This window comes from Halanaerobium praevalens DSM 2228 (assembly GCF_000165465.1).
GTDB classification, from domain to species: Bacteria; Bacillota; Halanaerobiia; order Halanaerobiales; family Halanaerobiaceae; genus Halanaerobium; species Halanaerobium praevalens.
The window spans coordinates 861,104-879,305 of record NC_017455.1 but is presented as its reverse complement, the minus strand read 5'-3'; the positions used below and the strand labels follow the sequence as shown (position 1 = coordinate 879,305).

At 30.7% G+C, this 18,202-nt stretch carries 18 protein-coding genes and 1 riboswitch; of the genes, 2 read left to right on the top strand and 16 right to left on the bottom strand.

Translation table 11 applies throughout. From position 1 onward, the window contains the following. Positions 1-2: 2 nt before the first annotated feature. The 15 genes from der to pta form a co-directional block, all read right to left on the bottom strand. On the bottom strand, positions 3-1,319 hold the full coding sequence (der, locus tag HPRAE_RS04025) for a ribosome biogenesis GTPase Der (protein ID WP_014552973.1): 1,317 nt from the start codon (positions 1,317-1,319) through the stop codon (positions 3-5). Further along, a complete protein-coding gene (locus tag HPRAE_RS04020; RefSeq protein ID WP_014552972.1) occupies positions 1,312-2,610 on the bottom strand; it encodes a DUF512 domain-containing protein in 1,299 nt (432 codons plus the stop codon). The genes der and HPRAE_RS04020 overlap by 8 nt, the downstream gene beginning before the upstream one ends. A 118-nt stretch (positions 2,611-2,728) precedes the next feature. Beyond that, positions 2,729-4,894, bottom strand: coding sequence for a bifunctional 4-hydroxy-3-methylbut-2-enyl diphosphate reductase/30S ribosomal protein S1 (locus HPRAE_RS04015; RefSeq protein WP_014552971.1), 2,166 nt, complete (start codon positions 4,892-4,894; stop codon positions 2,729-2,731). Between the two features lie 143 nt (positions 4,895-5,037). After that, a complete protein-coding gene (locus tag HPRAE_RS04010; RefSeq protein ID WP_014552970.1) occupies positions 5,038-5,631 on the bottom strand; it encodes a lysophospholipid acyltransferase family protein in 594 nt (197 codons plus the stop codon). Continuing rightward, positions 5,631-6,287 carry a (d)CMP kinase gene (gene cmk / locus HPRAE_RS04005; RefSeq protein ID WP_014552969.1) on the bottom strand — a complete coding sequence of 219 codons (657 nt, stop codon included), beginning with the start codon at positions 6,285-6,287 and terminating at the stop codon, positions 5,631-5,633. Before cmk ends, HPRAE_RS04010 begins: the two co-directional genes overlap by 1 nt. A gap of 28 nt (positions 6,288-6,315) precedes the next feature. Next, positions 6,316-6,672 (bottom strand): chorismate mutase, encoded by a 357-nt coding sequence (gene aroH / locus HPRAE_RS04000; RefSeq protein ID WP_014552968.1) that lies wholly within the window; start codon positions 6,670-6,672, stop codon positions 6,316-6,318. A 13-nt stretch (positions 6,673-6,685) separates the two neighbouring features. After that, the gene (rnc, locus tag HPRAE_RS03995) at positions 6,686-7,399 is read right to left on the bottom strand and encodes a ribonuclease III (protein WP_014552967.1); all 714 of its coding nucleotides are present in this window, start codon (positions 7,397-7,399) and stop codon (positions 6,686-6,688) included. A 75-nt stretch (positions 7,400-7,474) separates the two neighbouring features. Further along, complete coding sequence (locus tag HPRAE_RS03990; protein WP_014552966.1) at positions 7,475-7,708, bottom strand: acyl carrier protein; 234 nt, start codon at positions 7,706-7,708, stop codon at positions 7,475-7,477. 49 nt (positions 7,709-7,757) lie between these two features. Further along, positions 7,758-8,504 carry a 3-oxoacyl-[acyl-carrier-protein] reductase gene (gene fabG / locus HPRAE_RS03985; protein ID WP_014552965.1) on the bottom strand — a complete coding sequence of 249 codons (747 nt, stop codon included), beginning with the start codon at positions 8,502-8,504 and terminating at the stop codon, positions 7,758-7,760. Positions 8,505-8,550: 46 nt separating this feature from the next. Further along, positions 8,551-9,498: an enoyl-[acyl-carrier-protein] reductase FabK gene (fabK, locus tag HPRAE_RS03980; RefSeq protein ID WP_014552964.1), complete on the bottom strand. Its 948-nt coding sequence runs from the start codon at positions 9,496-9,498 to the stop codon at positions 8,551-8,553. Further along, positions 9,499-10,512: a phosphate acyltransferase PlsX gene (gene plsX, locus HPRAE_RS03975; RefSeq protein ID WP_014552963.1), complete on the bottom strand. Its 1,014-nt coding sequence runs from the start codon at positions 10,510-10,512 to the stop codon at positions 9,499-9,501. Positions 10,513-10,660: 148 nt separating this feature from the next. Beyond that, positions 10,661-10,834 carry a 50S ribosomal protein L32 gene (gene rpmF, locus HPRAE_RS03970; protein ID WP_014552962.1) on the bottom strand — a complete coding sequence of 58 codons (174 nt, stop codon included), beginning with the start codon at positions 10,832-10,834 and terminating at the stop codon, positions 10,661-10,663. A 17-nt stretch (positions 10,835-10,851) separates the two neighbouring features. Beyond that, positions 10,852-11,328 (bottom strand): YceD family protein, encoded by a 477-nt coding sequence (locus tag HPRAE_RS03965; protein WP_041606914.1) that lies wholly within the window; start codon positions 11,326-11,328, stop codon positions 10,852-10,854. A 73-nt stretch (positions 11,329-11,401) separates the two neighbouring features. After that, the gene (locus HPRAE_RS03960) at positions 11,402-12,595 is read right to left on the bottom strand and encodes an acetate/propionate family kinase (protein ID WP_014552960.1); all 1,194 of its coding nucleotides are present in this window, start codon (positions 12,593-12,595) and stop codon (positions 11,402-11,404) included. Positions 12,596-12,611: 16 nt separating this feature from the next. Beyond that, a complete protein-coding gene (gene pta, locus HPRAE_RS03955) occupies positions 12,612-13,610 on the bottom strand; it encodes a phosphate acetyltransferase (protein ID WP_014552959.1) in 999 nt (332 codons plus the stop codon). A 175-nt stretch (positions 13,611-13,785) separates the two neighbouring features. On the opposite strand from pta, the gene HPRAE_RS03950 reads away from it, so the two are divergent. After that, positions 13,786-15,072 carry a tRNA(Met) cytidine acetate ligase gene (locus HPRAE_RS03950; protein ID WP_014552958.1) on the top strand — a complete coding sequence of 429 codons (1,287 nt, stop codon included), beginning with the start codon at positions 13,786-13,788 and terminating at the stop codon, positions 15,070-15,072. A gap of 33 nt (positions 15,073-15,105) precedes the next feature. On the opposite strand, the gene HPRAE_RS03945 is transcribed toward HPRAE_RS03950, so the two are convergent. Continuing rightward, the gene (locus tag HPRAE_RS03945; protein ID WP_014552957.1) at positions 15,106-16,116 is read right to left on the bottom strand and encodes a YlbL family protein; all 1,011 of its coding nucleotides are present in this window, start codon (positions 16,114-16,116) and stop codon (positions 15,106-15,108) included. 220 nt (positions 16,117-16,336) lie between these two features. Continuing rightward, a riboswitch (Lysine riboswitch) is annotated at positions 16,337-16,515 on the top strand. 106 nt (positions 16,516-16,621) lie between these two features. Between HPRAE_RS03945 and HPRAE_RS03940 the strand changes: the two genes are divergently transcribed. Then, entirely contained in the window at positions 16,622-18,163 is a 1,542-nt protein-coding gene (locus HPRAE_RS03940) for a Na+/H+ antiporter NhaC family protein (RefSeq protein WP_014552956.1), read from the top strand. Positions 18,164-18,202 lie beyond the last annotated feature (39 nt).

The window sequence follows — 18,202 nt, the reverse complement described above, 5'->3', positions numbered from 1 at the left end:
TCCTAATTACGTTGTTTTAATTTAAAGTGCATAGGGTTACCAACATAACCAAAAGCTTCCCTGAGCACATTTTCTAAATATCTTTGATAAGCAAAATGCATTAAATTAGGATCATTAACAAAGAAAACAAATGTTGGTGGTTTAATTCCAACTTGACTTCCATAATAAATTTTGAGTCTTTTTCCTTTTCTACTTGGTGGCTCACGTAATTGAACCGCTTCTGAAATAACCTCATTTAAAATTCCAGTTTTAACCCTAAGATTACTCTGATCAACTACAAACTCAAGCAGTGATAAAAGTTCATCTATTCTTTCTCCAGTTAAAGCCGAAATATAAGTAACTGGAACATAGTTTAAAAATTTAAGTTGATAATAAACTTCATCAGTATATCTATCCATTGTTCCTGAATCCTTTTCCATTAGATCCCATTTATTAATAGCTATTACCATTGCCTTACCTTCATCATGAGCATAACCTGCTATTTTCTTATCTTGATCTGTTACTCCTTCTTGAGCATCAATCATCATTAAAACAGCATCAGCTCTATCAACTGATCTTAAAGCTCTTAAATTACTATAATATTCAACATCTTCTTTAACTCGAGATTTTCGTCTTAAACCAGCTGTATCGATAAAGTTAAAACTAATATCTTTCCATTTAATCATAGTATCAACTGCATCTCTAGTTGTTCCTGGCATATCACTAACAATTACTCTTTTTTTACCAATTAAATGGTTAACTAAACTAGATTTACCAACATTTGGCTTACCAATTACTGCTATATTAATTTTATCATCATCATCTTCTTCAGTTTCAATTTCTGGTAAATTTGCTTTAACTTGATCTAATAATTGACCTGTATTTTTACCATGTTCAGCTGAAATAAGAAATGGAGTCCCAAAACCAAGTGAATAAAATTCCCAACCAATTTCTTCTTGATTAGAAAAATCTTCAACTTTATTGACAACTAAAATAACTTCTTTATTTGTCCTATATAAAAGTTGAGCTATATCTTCATCTACTCCAGTCATTCCGGTTCTAGAGTCTACTACAAATAAAATTAAATCTGCTTCTTCCATAGCTATTTCTGCCTGATATTTTATTTGGTTTTTTATTTTATCATTATCATGAAGAACAATTCCACCTGTATCAATAACATTAAATTTTTTGCCTAGCCACTCAGTTTCACCATAAATTCTATCGCGAGTAACATTTGGTTCACCTTCAACTATAGCTCTGCGTCCTCCAACCAGTCTATTAAAAAGGGTTGATTTACCAACATTAGGTCGGCCTACAATTGCTACTGTAGATTTAGCCATTTTTAATCACCTCCATAATTTCTTTAATATTTTTTATAAAATATATTTGATAATCAGATAATTCTTCTAAAAATTCTTCTTTTTTTATTCCATCCAAAAATCTGAGTTGATCATTTAGTACAATTTGGGGAATAAAAATTTTATCATATTTTTCTATTTTTAACTTCTTAATTTTAGTTTTCAAATCTTGAGCAGTTAAAAGCCCAGTAACTGTAACTGTTTTACCAAAAAATGAATTAGATACTACTTTTATTTCAAAATCACAGTTTTTTATATTCTGAGTTTTTTTGATAAATCCAGTTAAAGCTTTTTTCCCTAAAACAGAAGTAATTAGAGCAAATTTTTTTTTGGATTTTAAAGAGTCTGGAAAAGAAATATTATCCATCTCTTTATTAGTTAAAGCAGTTAATCCAATACCATTTTCCAATTGCGGAAAATCATTATAAGCTTGATAACTTGGAATTTGATAATCAGTGGTTAAATAAAATTCATCAGCTGCATAAATTATATTTTCACCATATAATTTATGAGACTGTTTTTGCCAATACTTTATCTGTTTTAAAGAATCGCTCATTTCTTTTTTAGTTAAAGTTCTCAAATCACTAAGTCCAGCTCTATGTTTAGTTAAGCCAACTGGAACAATTCCAATCGATAAAATCTGAGGATAAAAGCTTAATAAATCTTCTAATGTTCTGTCCAGCTCAGCCTGATCATTATAGCCAGGACAAAGTACAATTTGGGTATTAAATTGAATATTATGCTTTTGGAAAAGTTTTAAAAGCCTATTAATCTCTGCTGCTTTAGGATTTTTCATCATTTGGACCCTTAAATCAGGTCTAGTAGTATGAACTGAAATATTTATTGGACTTAAATTTAAATCAATTATTCTAGCAATTTCTTTATCTTTAAGATTAGTTAAAGTAACAAAACTTCCCTGTAAAAAAGAAAAACGATAATCATCATCCATTTGATTTAAACTTTGGCGCATATTTGCTGGTTGTTGTTTGACAAAACAAAAAACACAATTATTTTTGCACTGTTTAAGTCCATCAAATACTATTTCTTTAAATTCTATCCCTAATTTTTCTCCAAGTTTTCTTTCTAATTCAATATTTTTTTTCTGACCAGCTTTATTTTCAATTTCTAATCTGATAATAGATTCTGAAATTTGATATAAATAATCTATATAATCATTAATTTTTTGATTATTAATAGTAATTATTTTATCACCAGTTTTTAAGCCAGCTTTAGCAGCGGTAGAATTTGGAATAATATTTTTTATTTTAACCATTATTCTTCTACCTCCTATCATGCTGATAATATCATACTTTATTTAATTAGGCAATCTAACTAACTAAGCATAAAAAACCCGCTGTCCTCATCAAAAAGGACAGCGGGTGCTTTTTTAATTATTCACCCTGGTCAAATATGTCTCCAACAATTTCTCTAATAGTAGCTCCTCCACTAGATGATGAGTTATCATTATTTTTATTAGATCTACTACTACTTCTATTGCTTCTATTTGAGCTTTGAGATTTGTTGCTGGATTCTTTTTTAGGCTCAGGCTTTTCTTCTAATTCTTTTAAGCTTAAACCTACTCTTTCTTGATCTGCATCAATATTAATAATTTTAGCTTCTTTTACATCACCAACACTAACTACTTCATCAGTAGTTTTAACATGACGGTGTGATAATTGAGAAATATGAATTAATCCTTCAATTCCCTTCTCAACTTCCATAAAGGCACCAAAATCAACTAATTTTGTTATTTTACCTTCAATAACTTCTCCTTCATAATGCTTTTCAGCAAATTCTTCCCAAGGATCAGCTAAGAGTTGTTTTAATCCTAAAGAAATTCTTTCTTCTTCTTTATTAACTCCAAGTACTTTAACTTCTACTTTTTCACCTTCAGTAAGAACTTCAGCTGGGCTTTCAATTCTGCCCCATGACATTTCTGAAATATGAAGTAAACCTTCAATTCCACCAAGATCAATAAAGGCACCAAAATCAACTAATTTTGTTACAGTACCTTCTACTGTTTGACCCTCTTCCAGTGAAGCTAAAGTTTCTTCTTTTTTAGCAGCTCTTTCTTTTTCTAAAACTTTTTTATGTGAAAGAACTACATTATTGTTATCTCTTTCAACTTCAATTACTTTCAGACGAAGACTTTCTCCAACATAATCTTTTAAGTCATCAACATAGCCAATTGCTACATGTGAAGCAGGAATAAATCCTCTTACTCCAACATCTACAACTAAACCACCTTTAACTTCTTTAGTAACTTCAGCTTCAATAATTTCTTCATTATTATAAGCTTCTTCAATTTTTTCCCAAGCTTTTTCATATTCAGCTTGTTTTTTAGATAAAACCATATTACCTTCTTCATCTTCTAAAGTCAAGATTACAACTTCAATTTCTTCATCCATACTTACAATATCATTTGCATCTTCTACAGTACGATGACTTAAATGGCGTAATGGAATAAATCCATCTGTTTTATAATTAACATCTACATAAACACCATTTTCATTGATTTCAACTACAGTACCTGTCACTTTCTGACCTTTGCTTAAATCAGCAATATCATTATCGCTATATTTAAATTCAGCTTCTTCGCTGTTAGTAACTTCATCTTCTTCTGTAGTTTCTGTTACTGTTTCTTCTACCTCCTCTACCACTTGTTGTTCTTTTTCCTCTTCGTTTTCAGTTGACTCAACATTTACTTCTTTGTTTTCTTCATTCATTAACTGAACAACCTCCCTTATTAACCAGTCTGGAGTTGATGCTCCAGCTGTAATTCCAACTTTATTTTTTTCAGACAACCACTCTTTTTTTATTTCAGCGGCTGTTTCTATATGATAAGTAGGGGTATTTGTGACTGTACATATTTCTGCCAGTCTAGTAGTATTAGCACTATTATGACCCCCAATTACAAACATTATATCTACATCTTCAGCTAATTTTTTAGCTGAGGATTGACGTACATCTGTAGTATTACAAATAGTGTTAAAAACTTTTAATTCTTTGACTTTAGTTGCTATTAAATCTATAATTTCGCGAAAAGACTCAGGAGATTTAGTTGTTTGAGCTACTAAACCAACTTTAGCCTTGAGCTCAATTGACTTCAAATCTTCTTTTTCTCCAATTATAGATGCTTTTTTATCACTTGCCCCATAAATACCTTGAACTTCAGGATGATCTTCATCACCATAAATAAAGGTTTGATAACCTTCATCAACAAGCCTTTTGGCATATTTTTGAGCATTTTTAACATAGGGACAGGTGGCATCTATAACTTTTAATTTTTTCGCTCTTGCCTTTGCTAAAACTTCTGGTGCCACTCCATGAGAACGAATTATAACTATTCCAGAATCAATTTCGGCAAGTGAAGAGGCTACTTTTACATTCTTTTTTTCTAATCTTTCAACTACCTGTGGATTATGAATCAGTGGGCCTAATGTATAAACATTTAAAGCATCATTTTTTTTAGCAGCTTCCAAAACCATATCTAAGGCTCTTTCAACGCCAAAACAAAATCCAGCCTCTTCTGATGTAATAACCTCCAGAACCTTCACCTCCTTCCAGCACAACACCAACACATACAACATCCTATAAATAAACAGGATGCCTCTTAAACAATTTTCTCTATTAATCTTTAAAATCCTTCTTTAAATTTAAAATAATTTAAAAAAGATTAAAATAATCTAGTTATCAATAATCATTCTGAATAATTAATCGCTGCAGCAATTTTATTTTTAATAAATTGAGCTGCTTTTTTTCTTTCAGTTTTGGACAATTTTTTTTGTGAAAATTGCTCTAAACTAAAACTTTCTCCAATATTTATAGTAATCCTACCATCAGTTTTTATGTTTTTTATTCCAACTGGTATAATAGGAGCTCCACTTTTAATAGCTAACATAACAGATCCTAGTTTGGGACTTCCCAACTCACCTTCTGGCTTTCTTGTTCCCTCAGGAAACAGCCCTAAAACTTCTTCTTTTTTTAAGACAGCTAAAGCTTTTTTAACAGCAGTTATATCATTTTTAGTTCTATCAACTGGAAAAGCATCTGCAAGAAATAAAACAAAACGTAAAATTGGATTTTTAAACAGCTCTTTTTTTGCCATAAATCTTAAGGGTCTAGGCAAAACTGCTGCTAATAATGGTGGATCTAATAAGCTTATATGATTTGCAAGAACTATAGCTTTACCTGAATCTGGCAAATTTTCTTTACCATTAACTTTTATTCTAAAAAAAACTTTAAAGATTGCTAACAGAAATAATCTGATCGTCTGATAAATAATTTTTTTCACTAAATTTCACCTTCAATTATCTCTATCATCTTAGACATTACTTGCTCAATACTTAAATTAGTTGTATCTATTAATCTAGCATCTTCAGCTTTTTTTAGAGGAGAATGTTCTCTTTCCTTATCTAATTTATCTCTACGAGCAATACTTGCTTTAATTTGTTTAAGATCTGCATTTTTATTCTTAACTTTTTCTTGTTGATAACGTCTTTTTGCTCTTTCTGCCAAAGAAGCAGTTAAGTAGAATTTATATTCTGCCTTAGGTAAAACTACTGTAGTAATATCTCTTCCATCCATTACTACTTTATTTTTTTTAGCTATATCTTGTTGCTTTTCAACTAAAAGATCACGCACACCCTTAATTGCTGCAACTTGTGAAACATACTGATTAACCTTATTATTTCTTATTTCTTGACTAATGTTTTTTCCATTTAAAAAAATATTTCCCTGTTGATCAAAGATGATTTTACTCTTTTCTGCTATTTTTATAATTTTTTCTTCATCTTTAAAATCAATATTTTTTTTTAAAGCTGCCCAAGTTACAGCTCTATACATTGCCCCAGTATCAAGATGAAGATAGTTTATTTTTTTAGCTAAAAGTTTTGCAATAGTACTTTTGCCAGCTCCACCTGGGCCATCAATTGCTATCACATTTTTCATTGACTTTAATCACCCTTTAAAATTATCTTTATTCTACTAAATCAGGCCTCAAATTTTTAGCTTTTTTTAAATATTGATGTTTAACCTGAGTTTTATCTTTATTTCCTTTAACATGTACTAACAATCTTATCATTTTTTGACTACTATTTTCAACCTTCATTTCTTGCAAGCACAAAATAGGAGTTAAATTATACCCTAATTCTCTTAAAGCCTGACCAGGATAAACCTTTGTCAAATCAGGTGTAGCTGTAGTTATTATGCTAACTAAATCCTTTTCTGTAAGAGAATTAGCTTCAATTAAACTCTGCATAATTTCTTTAGTAGCATCTAAAATATCTGTTTTATTATTTGCAGAAACACTAATTGCACCTCTTATAGCATACATTAAAACACCTCTATTAATCAAGTTTATCTAATTTATCTAAAGCAACTTTTGCTGCTTCTTGTTCAGCTTCCTTTTTGCTTGATCCCTGACCAGAACCAAGGCTTTCTTCATTCATTTTTACAGCAACTATAAAAGTCTTATTATGATCTGGACCTTCTTCATCAATAACTTCATATTCAGGTCTGAAATTACCCATATCTTGAATTACTTCTTGCAACATAGTTTTATAATCTTGAATGTGATTACCTGCTGCAACATTTATTATATCAACTTTCAATAATTCCAGAATAAAATCACTTACTACTTTAAAACTCTGATCAAGATATAAAGCACCAAAAATTGCTTCCATTGTATCTGCTAAAATAGAATCGCGTTCTCTACCTCCAGTCATTTCTTCACCTTTACCCAAAAATAAATATTGACCAAGATTAATTCTCTTTGCTGCTTCTGCTAAAATTGGAGCACTAACAATAACAGCTCTCATCTTTGCTAAATCTCCTTCTGGGAAATCAGAAAATTTATTAAATATGTAAGTGCTAATTGATAAACTCAAAACTGAATCCCCCAAAAACTCTAAACGCTCATTATCTTTTAAGTTAAGATGTCTATTTTCATTTGGATAAGATTTATGAGTTAAAGCTCTTTCTAATAAAAACTTATTATTAAAATTTAAATCAAGACTTTTTTCGAATTTTAATGTTTTTCTTTTATTACACAATTTTCTCATTTATATATCACCATCCATTAGAATAACTAAAAAGGGATGAAAACTCCACTGGGGAGCCTCATCCACAATTATTATTTAAAGAATATCCTCCAAATAACTTACAGCATCATCAACTGTACGAATATCTTCTGCATCTTCATCAGGGATTTCTACATCAAAATCTTCTTCAAATGCCATAACTAATTCAACCACATCTAAAGAATCTGCTCCAAGATCTTCTATAAATGAAGAGTCTTCAGTAACCTCATCTCTGTCAACTGCTAATTCTTCTGCTACAATATCAATTACTCTTTCTAAGATATCTTCCACTCCATTCACCTCCTTTCACTAAAATCTCTTTTATAAACGCAAGGATATTTTAAGAGCCCATACCGCCATCAATTTTAATTACTTCTCCATTAATATAGTTTGAGTTGTCTGAAGCTAAAAAGGCAGCTAAATCAGCCACTTCTTCAGCCTGACCTAAACGGGCTAAAGGAACTTGAGACAAAATTTCTTCTTTAACATTTTCACTTAAGCTATCAGTCATTTCTGTATCTATAAAACCAGGTGCTATAACATTTGAACAAACACCTTTAGTGGCTAATTCTTTAGCCATACTTTTTGTAAAACCAATTACACCTGCTTTGGCTGCTGCATAATTTGACTGGCCTGCATTACCATTAATTCCAACTACTGAAGAAATATTTATTAATTTTCCATTTTCTGACTTCAATAAATACCTTACAGCATGTTTAGAGCAGTTATAAACTCCCTTTAAATTTATTGCAAGCACCTGATCCCATTCTACTTCTTTCATTCTTAACAATAATTTATCTCTAGTTATGCCTGCATTATTAATTAACACATTTAAACCATTCATTTTTTGATAAGCAGTTTTCACTAATTTTTTTGCTTCTTGATGATCACTTATATCTGCTTGTAATAAATGAGCAGTTCCACCTGCAGCTTCAATTTCATTTTTAATTTTTTCAGCCCTAGCCTCAGAACTAGAATAGTTAATCACAACTTCTGCTTTTAAACTTGCCATTTTTTTTGCTATTTCGGCCCCAATACCACGTGAGCTCCCAGTAATTAAAATTTTCTTTTTTTCAAGATTTATCAAATCTGACACCTCTTTTAACTTCTATTAATTAATATTTTAATTAAAATTAAACAAGTAGTTGATGATTTTCTTTAATTCTTTTTTCAGCTTTCAGTATAATTTCTCTAATAATTTCTTCTACACTTTTTATTTCAGAAATCATACCAGACACTTGACCAGCCATAACACTGCCCTCTTCTACATCACCATCAATTGCAGCAGCTTTCAGTTTACCTGAACCCAATTGTTCAATTTCAGCTTTCGAAACTTTTTGAGCTTCTAATTTTTTTATTTTCCTTGTTAATTTGTTTTTTAAATTTCTAACTGGATGGCCTGTACTCCTACCTGTTACTACTGCATCTCTATCTCTAGAATTTATAATAGCTTGTTTATAAGCATCAGCTGCTATACATTCTGAAGAACAAACAAATCTAGTTCCAATTTGAGCTCCAGCAGCTCCTAAAGCTAATACAGCAGCTAAACCTCTACCATCTGCAATTCCTCCAGCTGCAATAACAGGAATTTTAACAGCATCTACTAATTGAGGTACAAGGGCCATTGTTGTTAATTCACCTATATGACCACCTGCTTCTGTTCCTTCGACAATAACTGCATCTACTCCTGTTCTTTCTAATCTTTTAGCTAAAGCAACAGAAGGAACAACAGGAATTACTTTGGTTCCTATCTCTTTAAATTTTTTAATATATTTACCAGGATTACCAGCACCAGTAGTAACTACAGGAACTTTCTTTTCTAAAGCTAAATCTATTATATCATCTGCAAAAGGAGAAAGTAACATAATATTTAAGCCAAATGGTTTATCAGTTATTTTTCTTAACTTATCAATTTCATTTTCAATAACCTCAGCTGGAGCATTGCCTGCTCCAATAACACCTAAACCACCCGCTTCTGAAACTGCAGCAGCTAATTCTCCTGTTGCAACCCAGGCCATTCCCCCTTGAATAATTGGCTTTTCTATCTTTAATAAATCACAAATTTCTGTTTTCAATGCCATTTATTCCAACTCCTCATTCTTAGCAAACTCACTTTTAATTAATTCAACCATATTTTCTTCTATACTTTTTTTAGCAGCTTTAATAGCATTATAAATAGCAGTCGAATCAGAACTGCCATGACTAATAACCACTAAGCCTTTAACCCCTAATAAAGGAGCCCCTCCATACTGTCTATAATCAATTTTATCTAAAGATTTTTTAAGATAAGGTTTTAAAATAAAAGCTGCAAGTTTAGAAAGTAAATTAGTTTTAAAACTATCTTTTATTAATTCCAGAAAAAAAGAGGCTGCTCCCTCTGTTGTTTTCAAAACTATATTTCCAACAAATCCATCAGTAACTATAATGTCTACTTTTTCAGAAAAAATATCTCTACCCTCTACATTCCCAATGAAATTCTTTATTTTCGGATTATTATTTAAAAGTTCATAACTTGCTTTAGTTAGTTTATTACCTTTTGTTTTTTCTTCTCCAATATTTAAAAGAGCAATGCGGGGATTATCTATTTTCATTACTTTCTCTGCATAAAGCTGTCCCATTAAAGCAAATTGTTCTAAATTCTCAGGACTACAATTAGTATTAGCTCCATTATCTAAAATCAAAGTACTTCCATTAATAGCAGGGAATTGAATTGCAATTGGTGGTCTTAAAACACCTTTAACTCTACCTACTTTAAGTAGACCTGCTGCCATAACTGAACCTGTATTACCTGGAGAAATAAAGGCTTCTACTTCCTTTTTTCGTAAAAGCTTTGCTCCTACATTAACAGTAGAATTTTTTTTCTTTCTTAAAGCCTTAACTGGTGATTCATCCATAGTTATTATTTGATCTGCTTTTTCAATTTTAAGCCGATTCGAATCAAAGTCAGTTTTAGCTAACTCTTGGCTTATAATATCATATTCACCAATCAGGGTCAATTCTAGTTCTTTTTCTTCTGCTAAAGCTTTTAGAGCACCTTTAATTAACTCTTCTGCTTTTTTTTCTCCACTCATAACATCAACAGCTATTTTATACAATTAGGCCGCCTCCCAAATTACAAAAAAACAAAATTTTATCTATATCATTTGCAAAACATTATATCTCAACCATTGGTCAATTGCAAGTTTATGGCAAGAAAAAAACAGAGAATCTCTTAAGTAGAGATCTCTGCTTATCTAAAATATTTTAATTTTTGCTCACCTTTTTGCCATCATAATGTCCACATTCAGGACACACATGATGAGGTAAAATCTTCTCATGGCAATTAGAACATTCTGTAAGGCTTGGAGCACTCAATTTCTTATGAGTACGTCTTTTACGCTTACGAGTTTTAGAAGTTCTTTTCTTTGGTACAGCCATTTTATACACCTCCTTGTTTATTGCTCTTCATCATAAAAGTCTTTCAATTTTGCTAAACGTGGATCTAATATTTCTACCTCACAATCACATTCACCCTTATTTAAATCCTGACCACATTGGGGACAAATCCCATTACAGTCTTCAGAACAAAGTGGTTTCATAGGTAAAGATAAAATTATATTATCCATAATAATTTCATCTAAATATAACTCTTCTTGATCTTCCATCTCATTTTTTACAACATTTTCAGTTAGATCTAAGTTGATTGTAGAATTATATTCTTGTAGGCAGCGACTACAACTCAAAATCAATTTGGCTTTAATTTCACCTTCAACTACATAAGAATCAGTAGTGTTAAAAATTTCAAGTTCAAGTTCAATTGGATCTTTTATTTCAATTTCACGATTGGCAAATTCAAAATTATGAAATTCAAGCTCTAATTCTACTTGTTTTCTAGCTCCAACTTCTTTTAAATCACTGAGGTTTATATACAATTTTTTAATCACCCCTGTAAATAACCACATTTTATTATATAAAAATAAGCTTTAACTGTCAAGCGAAAACTTATTAGTTGACTAAATCCTTTGTATCTCTAGCAATAACTAATTCCTCATTTGTCGGAATAACTAAAGCTTTTACTTTAGAATCAGATTTTGAGATTACTTTTTCTTTTCCACGCATATCATTAGCCTCTTCGTCTAATTCAACACCTAAATATTCAAGTCCATTTAAAATTCCAGCTCTAGTTTCAATTGCATTTTCCCCAATTCCAGCAGTAAATACAATTGCATCAACACCACCCATAGCTGCAGTATAAGCTCCAATATATTTTTTAACTCTATAATTAAATATTTCTAAAGCAACTTCTGCCTGATGATTTCCTGATTCAGCAGCATTTTCAACATCGCGAGAATCACTGCTAACACCTGAAATACCTAAAAGGCCACTTTTCTTATTTAAAATATTATCAATTTCAGCAGCAGAAAGATCTTCTTTTTCCATAATAAATGGTATGATTGCTGGATCAATATCTCCACAACGAGTTCCCATTACTAAACCTTCTAAAGGAGTTAAACCCATACTAGTATCAACAACCTCACCATTTTTGACTGCTGCTAAACTAGCTCCATTACCTAAATGACAAGTTACAATTTTAAGCTCAGATAAATCTTTTTCTAACATTTTAGCAGCTCTCTGAGCTACATAACCATGAGAAGTACCATGGAAACCGTATCTTCTCACACCATACTTTTTATAATATTCATATGGCAAGGCATAAATATAAGCTTTCTCTGGCATAGTTTGGTGGAAAGCTGTATCAAAGACTCCTACCTGAGGTTTAGTCGGCATTAATTCTTTACACACTTTAATTCCCATAATATTTGGTGGGTTATGAAGTGGAGCTAAATCAGCTACTTCTTCTAATTCTTTGATTACGCTTTCATCAATAACTGTAGATTCTGCAAAAGCTTCTCCTCCATGTACAATTCTATGACCTATAGCTTCCACTTCATCTATATCTTTTAAAACTCCATGCTCAGAAGATAAAAGAGTTTCTAACAATAATTCAATTCCAACTTTATGAGTTGCAATATCTTTTTCAATTAGAACTTCTTCTCCTTCATTATTTTCATATTCTAAAAATGATCCTGAAATTCCTATTCTTTGAATTAAACCTTTTGCTAATACACTTTCTGTTTCCATATTAAACAATTGATACTTCAATGATGAACTTCCACTATTAATAACAAGTATTTTCATTTTTATTCCTCCAATTTTATTTGTTTTGAGCTTGAACTGCTGTAATAGCTGTTAAATTAACAATATCTGAAACTGAACAGCCACGAGATAAATCATTAATTGGTTCAGCTAATCCCTGAATAATAGGGCCAACTGCATCTGCTCCAGCAATTCTTTGTACTAATTTATAACCAATATTACCAGACTGTAAATCTGGGAAAATAAGAACATTAGCTTCACCTGCAATTTCACTTTCAGGTGCTTTTCTCTTACCAACACTTTCAACTAAAGCAGCATCTAACTGCATTTCTCCATCTATTTTTAAATGCGGTGCATTTTTTTGAGCAATTTCAACTGCATTTCTAACATTATCTACATTCTCATGTTTAGCACTTCCCATAGTTGAAAAAGAAAGCATAGCAACTTTTGGATCAAAATCTAAAAGTGACTGAGCAGTATCAGCAGTAGTAATTGCAATTTCTGCTAATTGTTCAGAATTAGGAGCAGGATTTACTGCACAATCAGAAAAAACCATTACTCCATCTTCACCAAAACTTTTATCTTTCAAAACCATAATTAAAGCACTAGAAACTGTAGAAATACCTGCTTTAGTTTTTACAATTTGAAAGGAAGGTCTTAAAACATTAGCAGTTGCATTCACAGCACCTGCTACCATTCCATGAGCTTTTTTAGTATAAACCATCATAGTTCCAAAATATAATGGATCTTTAATTGCTTTTTCAGCCTCAGCTTTACTAATCCCTTTATGTTTTCTTAATTCATAGAATTCATCTCTAAATTCTGCTATGTATTCTGATGCCTGAGGATCAATAATCTCAACACCTGTTAGATCCACTCCATATGTTTGAGCAGAACTTTGGATTTCTTCTTTTTGACCTAAAATAACAATTTGAGCTGTTTTTTCAGTTTCAACTTCTGCAGCAGCTCTTATTATTCTTTCATCATTTCCTTCAGCAAAAACTATTGTTTTTAAATCTGATGCTGCTTTTTCTTTAAAATTCTTTAAAATATCCATTTTTATTCCTCCCTGATAGTAAAAAAATCATATTTGTTCTTTAACTATATCTTTGCTATTATGTATATAATACTATATTAAAGTTACAAATCCTTTTTTAAAGTAAAAAGTTCGAAAAGTAAAACTTTTATTATAACTAAAACAATTTACTTAAATCTAAATTTGAGGTGTTTTTATGCATACAACTGCTTTAATCGTAGAATATAATCCTTTTCATAATGGCCACCAATACCACCTAAATCAAAGCAAAAAAATAACTAAAGCTAATAACCTAATTGTAATTATGAGTGGCAATTTTAGCCAACGAGGTGAACCCACTTTGCTTGACAAATGGGCCAGAACCAAACAAGCTTTAAGTTGTGGAGCTGATTTAGTTTTAGAACTTCCTTTAGCTTATAATATTCGTAGTGCTGAATACTTTGCCCATTATTCAATTTTAAGTTTAACTAAAAGTAAGATTGTAGATTCAGTTGTTTTTGGTAGTGAAGCAGGTGATATTGAAATCATTTCTGCTATTGCCCACGCCTTTATTAATGAAAGTCCAGAATTTAAAAATAATCTCCAAAACTACTTGAAAAAAGGGATTAATTTCCCTACCGCTAGAAGAAAAGCTTTACTCTCTGCTTATCAAAGTTATAAACATTTACAAAATTTTAGCAAAGCAAAAATTAAAAAGACTTTAAAAGAACCAAACAACATTTTGGGCATTGAATATTTAAAATCTATTCTTAGTTTAAATTCAAATCTTAAGCCTAAAACAATAAAAAGAATCGGTAGTGCATATCACAGTCAAGAAATCCAGAAAAACTATGCTAGTGCATCTTTAATTAGAAATCTATTTAAAACTCTACCTCAGGCTAAAGCCTTGCAAAAAACTCAAAATTTAATGCCATTAAAATCCTGGCAAATTTTAAATAATGAAGTTAAAAAAGGTAGATTTGTTCAGCAAAGTAAATATAAAAAAATATTAGCTAAAACAGTTGATCAAATAAGAAGACTTAATAGCTCTGATTTAAAAAAATATCAAGGAATCAATAATGGTTTAGAAAATAGATTTTTAGAAAAAGCTCAAGCAGAATTTAAAGAAAGATCTTTTTTAGAAAACTTAAAATCTAAAAATATAACTGAAAGTAAAATAAAAAGGAAAATTTTGCAGATTTATTTTGAGCTTAAAACAGATAAACTTAATTTAATAGCTGATTCCGCTCCTCAGTATTTAAGAGTACTTGGGATCAAAAAAGGTAAAGAAAATTTACTTTCGCAACTACAAAATAAATCTGAGCTAGAGATTATAATTAATCCAGCTGCTAAAATTAAAGCTATTGACTTAAATGCAAAAAAAGCACTTGATTTATCTCTAAGTTATGATTTACTTGCTTCAGATCTTTATGCTTTACTCTATCAAAACCCAAAACATAGTCAGGCTCAAAGAGATTTTTACCAAAAGTTAATTAAAATATAATAAATATCTAAAAATTGATAAACAATTAATTCACTATAAACTTTGATCTTGTTTTAAATAATTTAAGACATCATTAATATTATCTGCTTTGATTAACTTTAGATCTCCTGCAAATTGGGCAGCAGTTTCATAATTTTCTTTTGGAACTATAAATAAGTCTACTTCAGCCTTTTTAGCGGCCATTATTTTATATTTAACTCCATCAATTCTACCAAGTTTACCATCTAAACTAATTGTCCCAGTTCCAGCAATTTTTTTACCATTTGTAATATCTCTTTCAGTCAGCTGATTATAAATTTCTAAAGTAAAAACACCACCAGCTGAAGGTCCAATAATATTTTCAGTTTTAAAATTAACTTTTCTTGGAATATCATATTCTAAACCCTGAGAACTAATTAAAACACCAATTGAAGGAGAACCCTTATTACCTTCAAGTTCTACTGTTCTTAAGTTAAATTCCAACAGTTCTTCTTCTCTTAATACTTTTAATTCAACCAAATCACCAATTTTTCTATTTTTTATAATATTAACTGCATCAGCAGCCATTTCTACCTTTTTACCATCTACAGATTTAATTAAATCACCTTGTTCTAGTTTGTTATAAGCACTTCCATTTTCCATAACTTGAACAACAAGAGCTCCTTCTCCACTTATTTGAACTTGATAGCCAGCTTTTTCAAAAGCAACTGCTTGTGCCTGAAGTTTACTTTCTTCCATAAGTTCTGCCATTAATTCTATGTATTGATTTAAATCCATATTTTCTGGCAAATAATCTCTAATAGAACTAAGTTCTTTATCAGAGGGGGAAAATAATGTTATATAAAAATAATCCCAGGCCATTGCTCTCTTTGTACCCACTGCTGTTAATAAGAATTCACCTTCATTTTGATAAGCTGAATCCACCTCAATCATTGGTGATAATTCTTCAGCAACTCCAGGCTCCATCACTTGATAAGGTACTGGCACAAAATGACTAATTACAAATAAAACAAATATTATTCCAAATAATTTTGAACTTAAGTTCTTAAAATTCTTTTTTTGCATATTAATCTTCCTTCTATTTTTATTATTAACTAAAATAATTATTTATTTTAACTTCTCTAAAAAAAAGACAACATGTTTATTATATATTATAAATCCTATCTAATGCAAAGTTTTTTATTAATTTCTTGACATAAATCTTTCTCTAAGTTATAATTCTATTAAATTAAATATTGAGAAAAAAATAATTAATTAAAATATTAGTTATTAAATGCCTCATCTAAGATGAGGTAGAGGAGCAGTAAAAATCAGTAATTTTACTCTTGCAAATCCAGCTTAAACTTAAAATGAAAGGGTTTACTGCCGAAGTGTATTTTTTTAGGATTAAAAAAATCACTGGGACTGTATAAAAAATATACAGGACTGTCATAGTTAAATTAACTATGTTGTGCTATCTCATGATATTAGATGGGGTTATTTTATTTACCCTAGCATTTTGCTAGGGATTTTTTATTTGCTTAAAGTTTAAATATTCAATTTTTTAAAAAATAACTAGGAGGATGAAATTATGGAAAGTTTTGGTGTTATTTCTTTATTACCACCATTATTGGCTATTATCTTAGCTTGGTGGACTAAACAAGTTGTCTTATCTTTATTTTTAGGTATTTTTTCAGGGGCCTTAATTATTAACGCTTATAACCCTCTTTTTGCTTTTATGCATACTCTAGATAATTATATTCTTGCTTCTTTGGCAGATTCTTGGAATGCAGGTATTATTTTATTCTTATTAGCTATGGGAGGAATGATTGGAATAATTAATAAGTCAGGTGGTATAGTTGCCATTGGAGAATATGTCGCTGAGAGAGCTAATTCTATAGCTAAAACTCAGTTTGCAGCCTGGATTATGGGAGTTCTGATCTTTTTTGATGATTATGCTAATACTTTAATTGTTGGTAATACAATGAGGCCTATTACTGATAAAATGAGAATTTCAAGAGAAAAATTAGCTTTTATTGTTGATTTAACTGCTGCTGCTGTTTCAAGTATTGTTCCAATTTCTACCTGGATAGCCTTTGAAGTCGGAGTTATTAAAGATGGATTTGATGCTCTAGGAATAGAAATGAATGCTTATGGAACTTTTGTCCAGACAATACCTTATCGCTTTTATAGTATTTTTGCTTTAGCTTTTGCCCTAATAATTATCTTTACTGCCAAAGATTTTGGACCAATGTTAAAAGCAGAAAAAAGAGCACGTTCAACTGGTGAAACTTTAAGACCAGGTTCAACACCAATGGTTTCTCAAGAAATGGAAGAAATTAAACAACCAGAAGGTAAAAGTTTTAATTTTTTCAATTCTTTTTTACCAATAATTGGAGTTATTTTAATAACATTATTTGGACTCTGGTATAATGGTGGAGGTTTAGAAGCTGGTACTTCAATTCGAGATGCTTTTGGTAATGCAGATGCCAGTATTGTCTTACTTTGGGCTGCAATTACAGGTAGTTTTATTGCTGGAATTCTTAGTTTGGCTAAAGGAATTTTAAATGTAAATGAAACAGTTGATGGCTGGATTGATGGAGCAAAATCAATGTTTATTGCTTGTTTAATTCTGGTTTTAGCCTGGTCAATTGGTAGTATTACTGAAGATTTAGGAACTGCAAATTATTTAGTTTCAATTTTAGAAGGTAATATAATACCAGAAATAGTTCCAGTTATGATCTTTGTTTTCTCAGCTTTTATTGCTTTTACAATTGGAAGTTCTTGGGGAACTGTAGCAATTGTAATGCCACTTGCTATACCTTTAGCTCATTCAATTGGAATCCCAATGCTGCCAACAATTGCAGCTGTTTTAACTGCAAGTGTAATGGGGGACCATTGTTCACCTATCTCTGACACTACCATTATGTCTTCTACTGCCTCTGCAGTTGATCATATGGACCATGTAAGTACTCAAATGCCTTATGCTTTAACTATTGGTTTAGTTGCTGCTCTATTTGGCTTCTTACCAGCTGGATTTGGATTTTCTGCTATTTATCTATTACCAGTTGGAATTATTGCACTTTATATAGTTGTTCAGGTGATCGGAAAAAAAGCAGAAGATGCTATTTAATTTTTAATCATAATAAAAAGACCGCCTTCAAAGGCGGTT

Coding starts and splice junctions, on each gene's coding strand:
- der (WP_014552973.1), bottom strand. CDS start 1,319: ATGGCTAAATCTACAGTAGCAATTGTAGGCCGACCTAATGTTGGTAAA.
- HPRAE_RS04020 (WP_014552972.1), bottom strand. CDS start 2,610: ATGGTTAAAATAAAAAATATTATTCCAAATTCTACCGCTGCTAAAGCT.
- cmk (WP_014552969.1), bottom strand. CDS start 6,287: ATGAAAAATGTGATAGCAATTGATGGCCCAGGTGGAGCTGGCAAAAGT.
- aroH (WP_014552968.1), bottom strand. CDS start 6,672: ATGTATGCTATAAGAGGTGCAATTAGTGTTTCTGCAAATAATAAAACA.
- rnc (WP_014552967.1), bottom strand. CDS start 7,399: ATGAGAAAATTGTGTAATAAAAGAAAAACATTAAAATTCGAAAAAAGT.
- fabK (WP_014552964.1), bottom strand. CDS start 9,498: ATGGCATTGAAAACAGAAATTTGTGATTTATTAAAGATAGAAAAGCCA.
- rpmF (WP_014552962.1), bottom strand. CDS start 10,834: ATGGCTGTACCAAAGAAAAGAACTTCTAAAACTCGTAAGCGTAAAAGA.
- HPRAE_RS03960 (WP_014552960.1), bottom strand. CDS start 12,595: ATGAAAATACTTGTTATTAATAGTGGAAGTTCATCATTGAAGTATCAA.
- pta (WP_014552959.1), bottom strand. CDS start 13,610: ATGGATATTTTAAAGAATTTTAAAGAAAAAGCAGCATCAGATTTAAAA.
- HPRAE_RS03950 (WP_014552958.1), top strand. CDS start 13,786: ATGCATACAACTGCTTTAATCGTAGAATATAATCCTTTTCATAATGGC.
- HPRAE_RS03945 (WP_014552957.1), bottom strand. CDS start 16,116: ATGCAAAAAAAGAATTTTAAGAACTTAAGTTCAAAATTATTTGGAATA.
- HPRAE_RS03940 (WP_014552956.1), top strand. CDS start 16,622: ATGGAAAGTTTTGGTGTTATTTCTTTATTACCACCATTATTGGCTATT.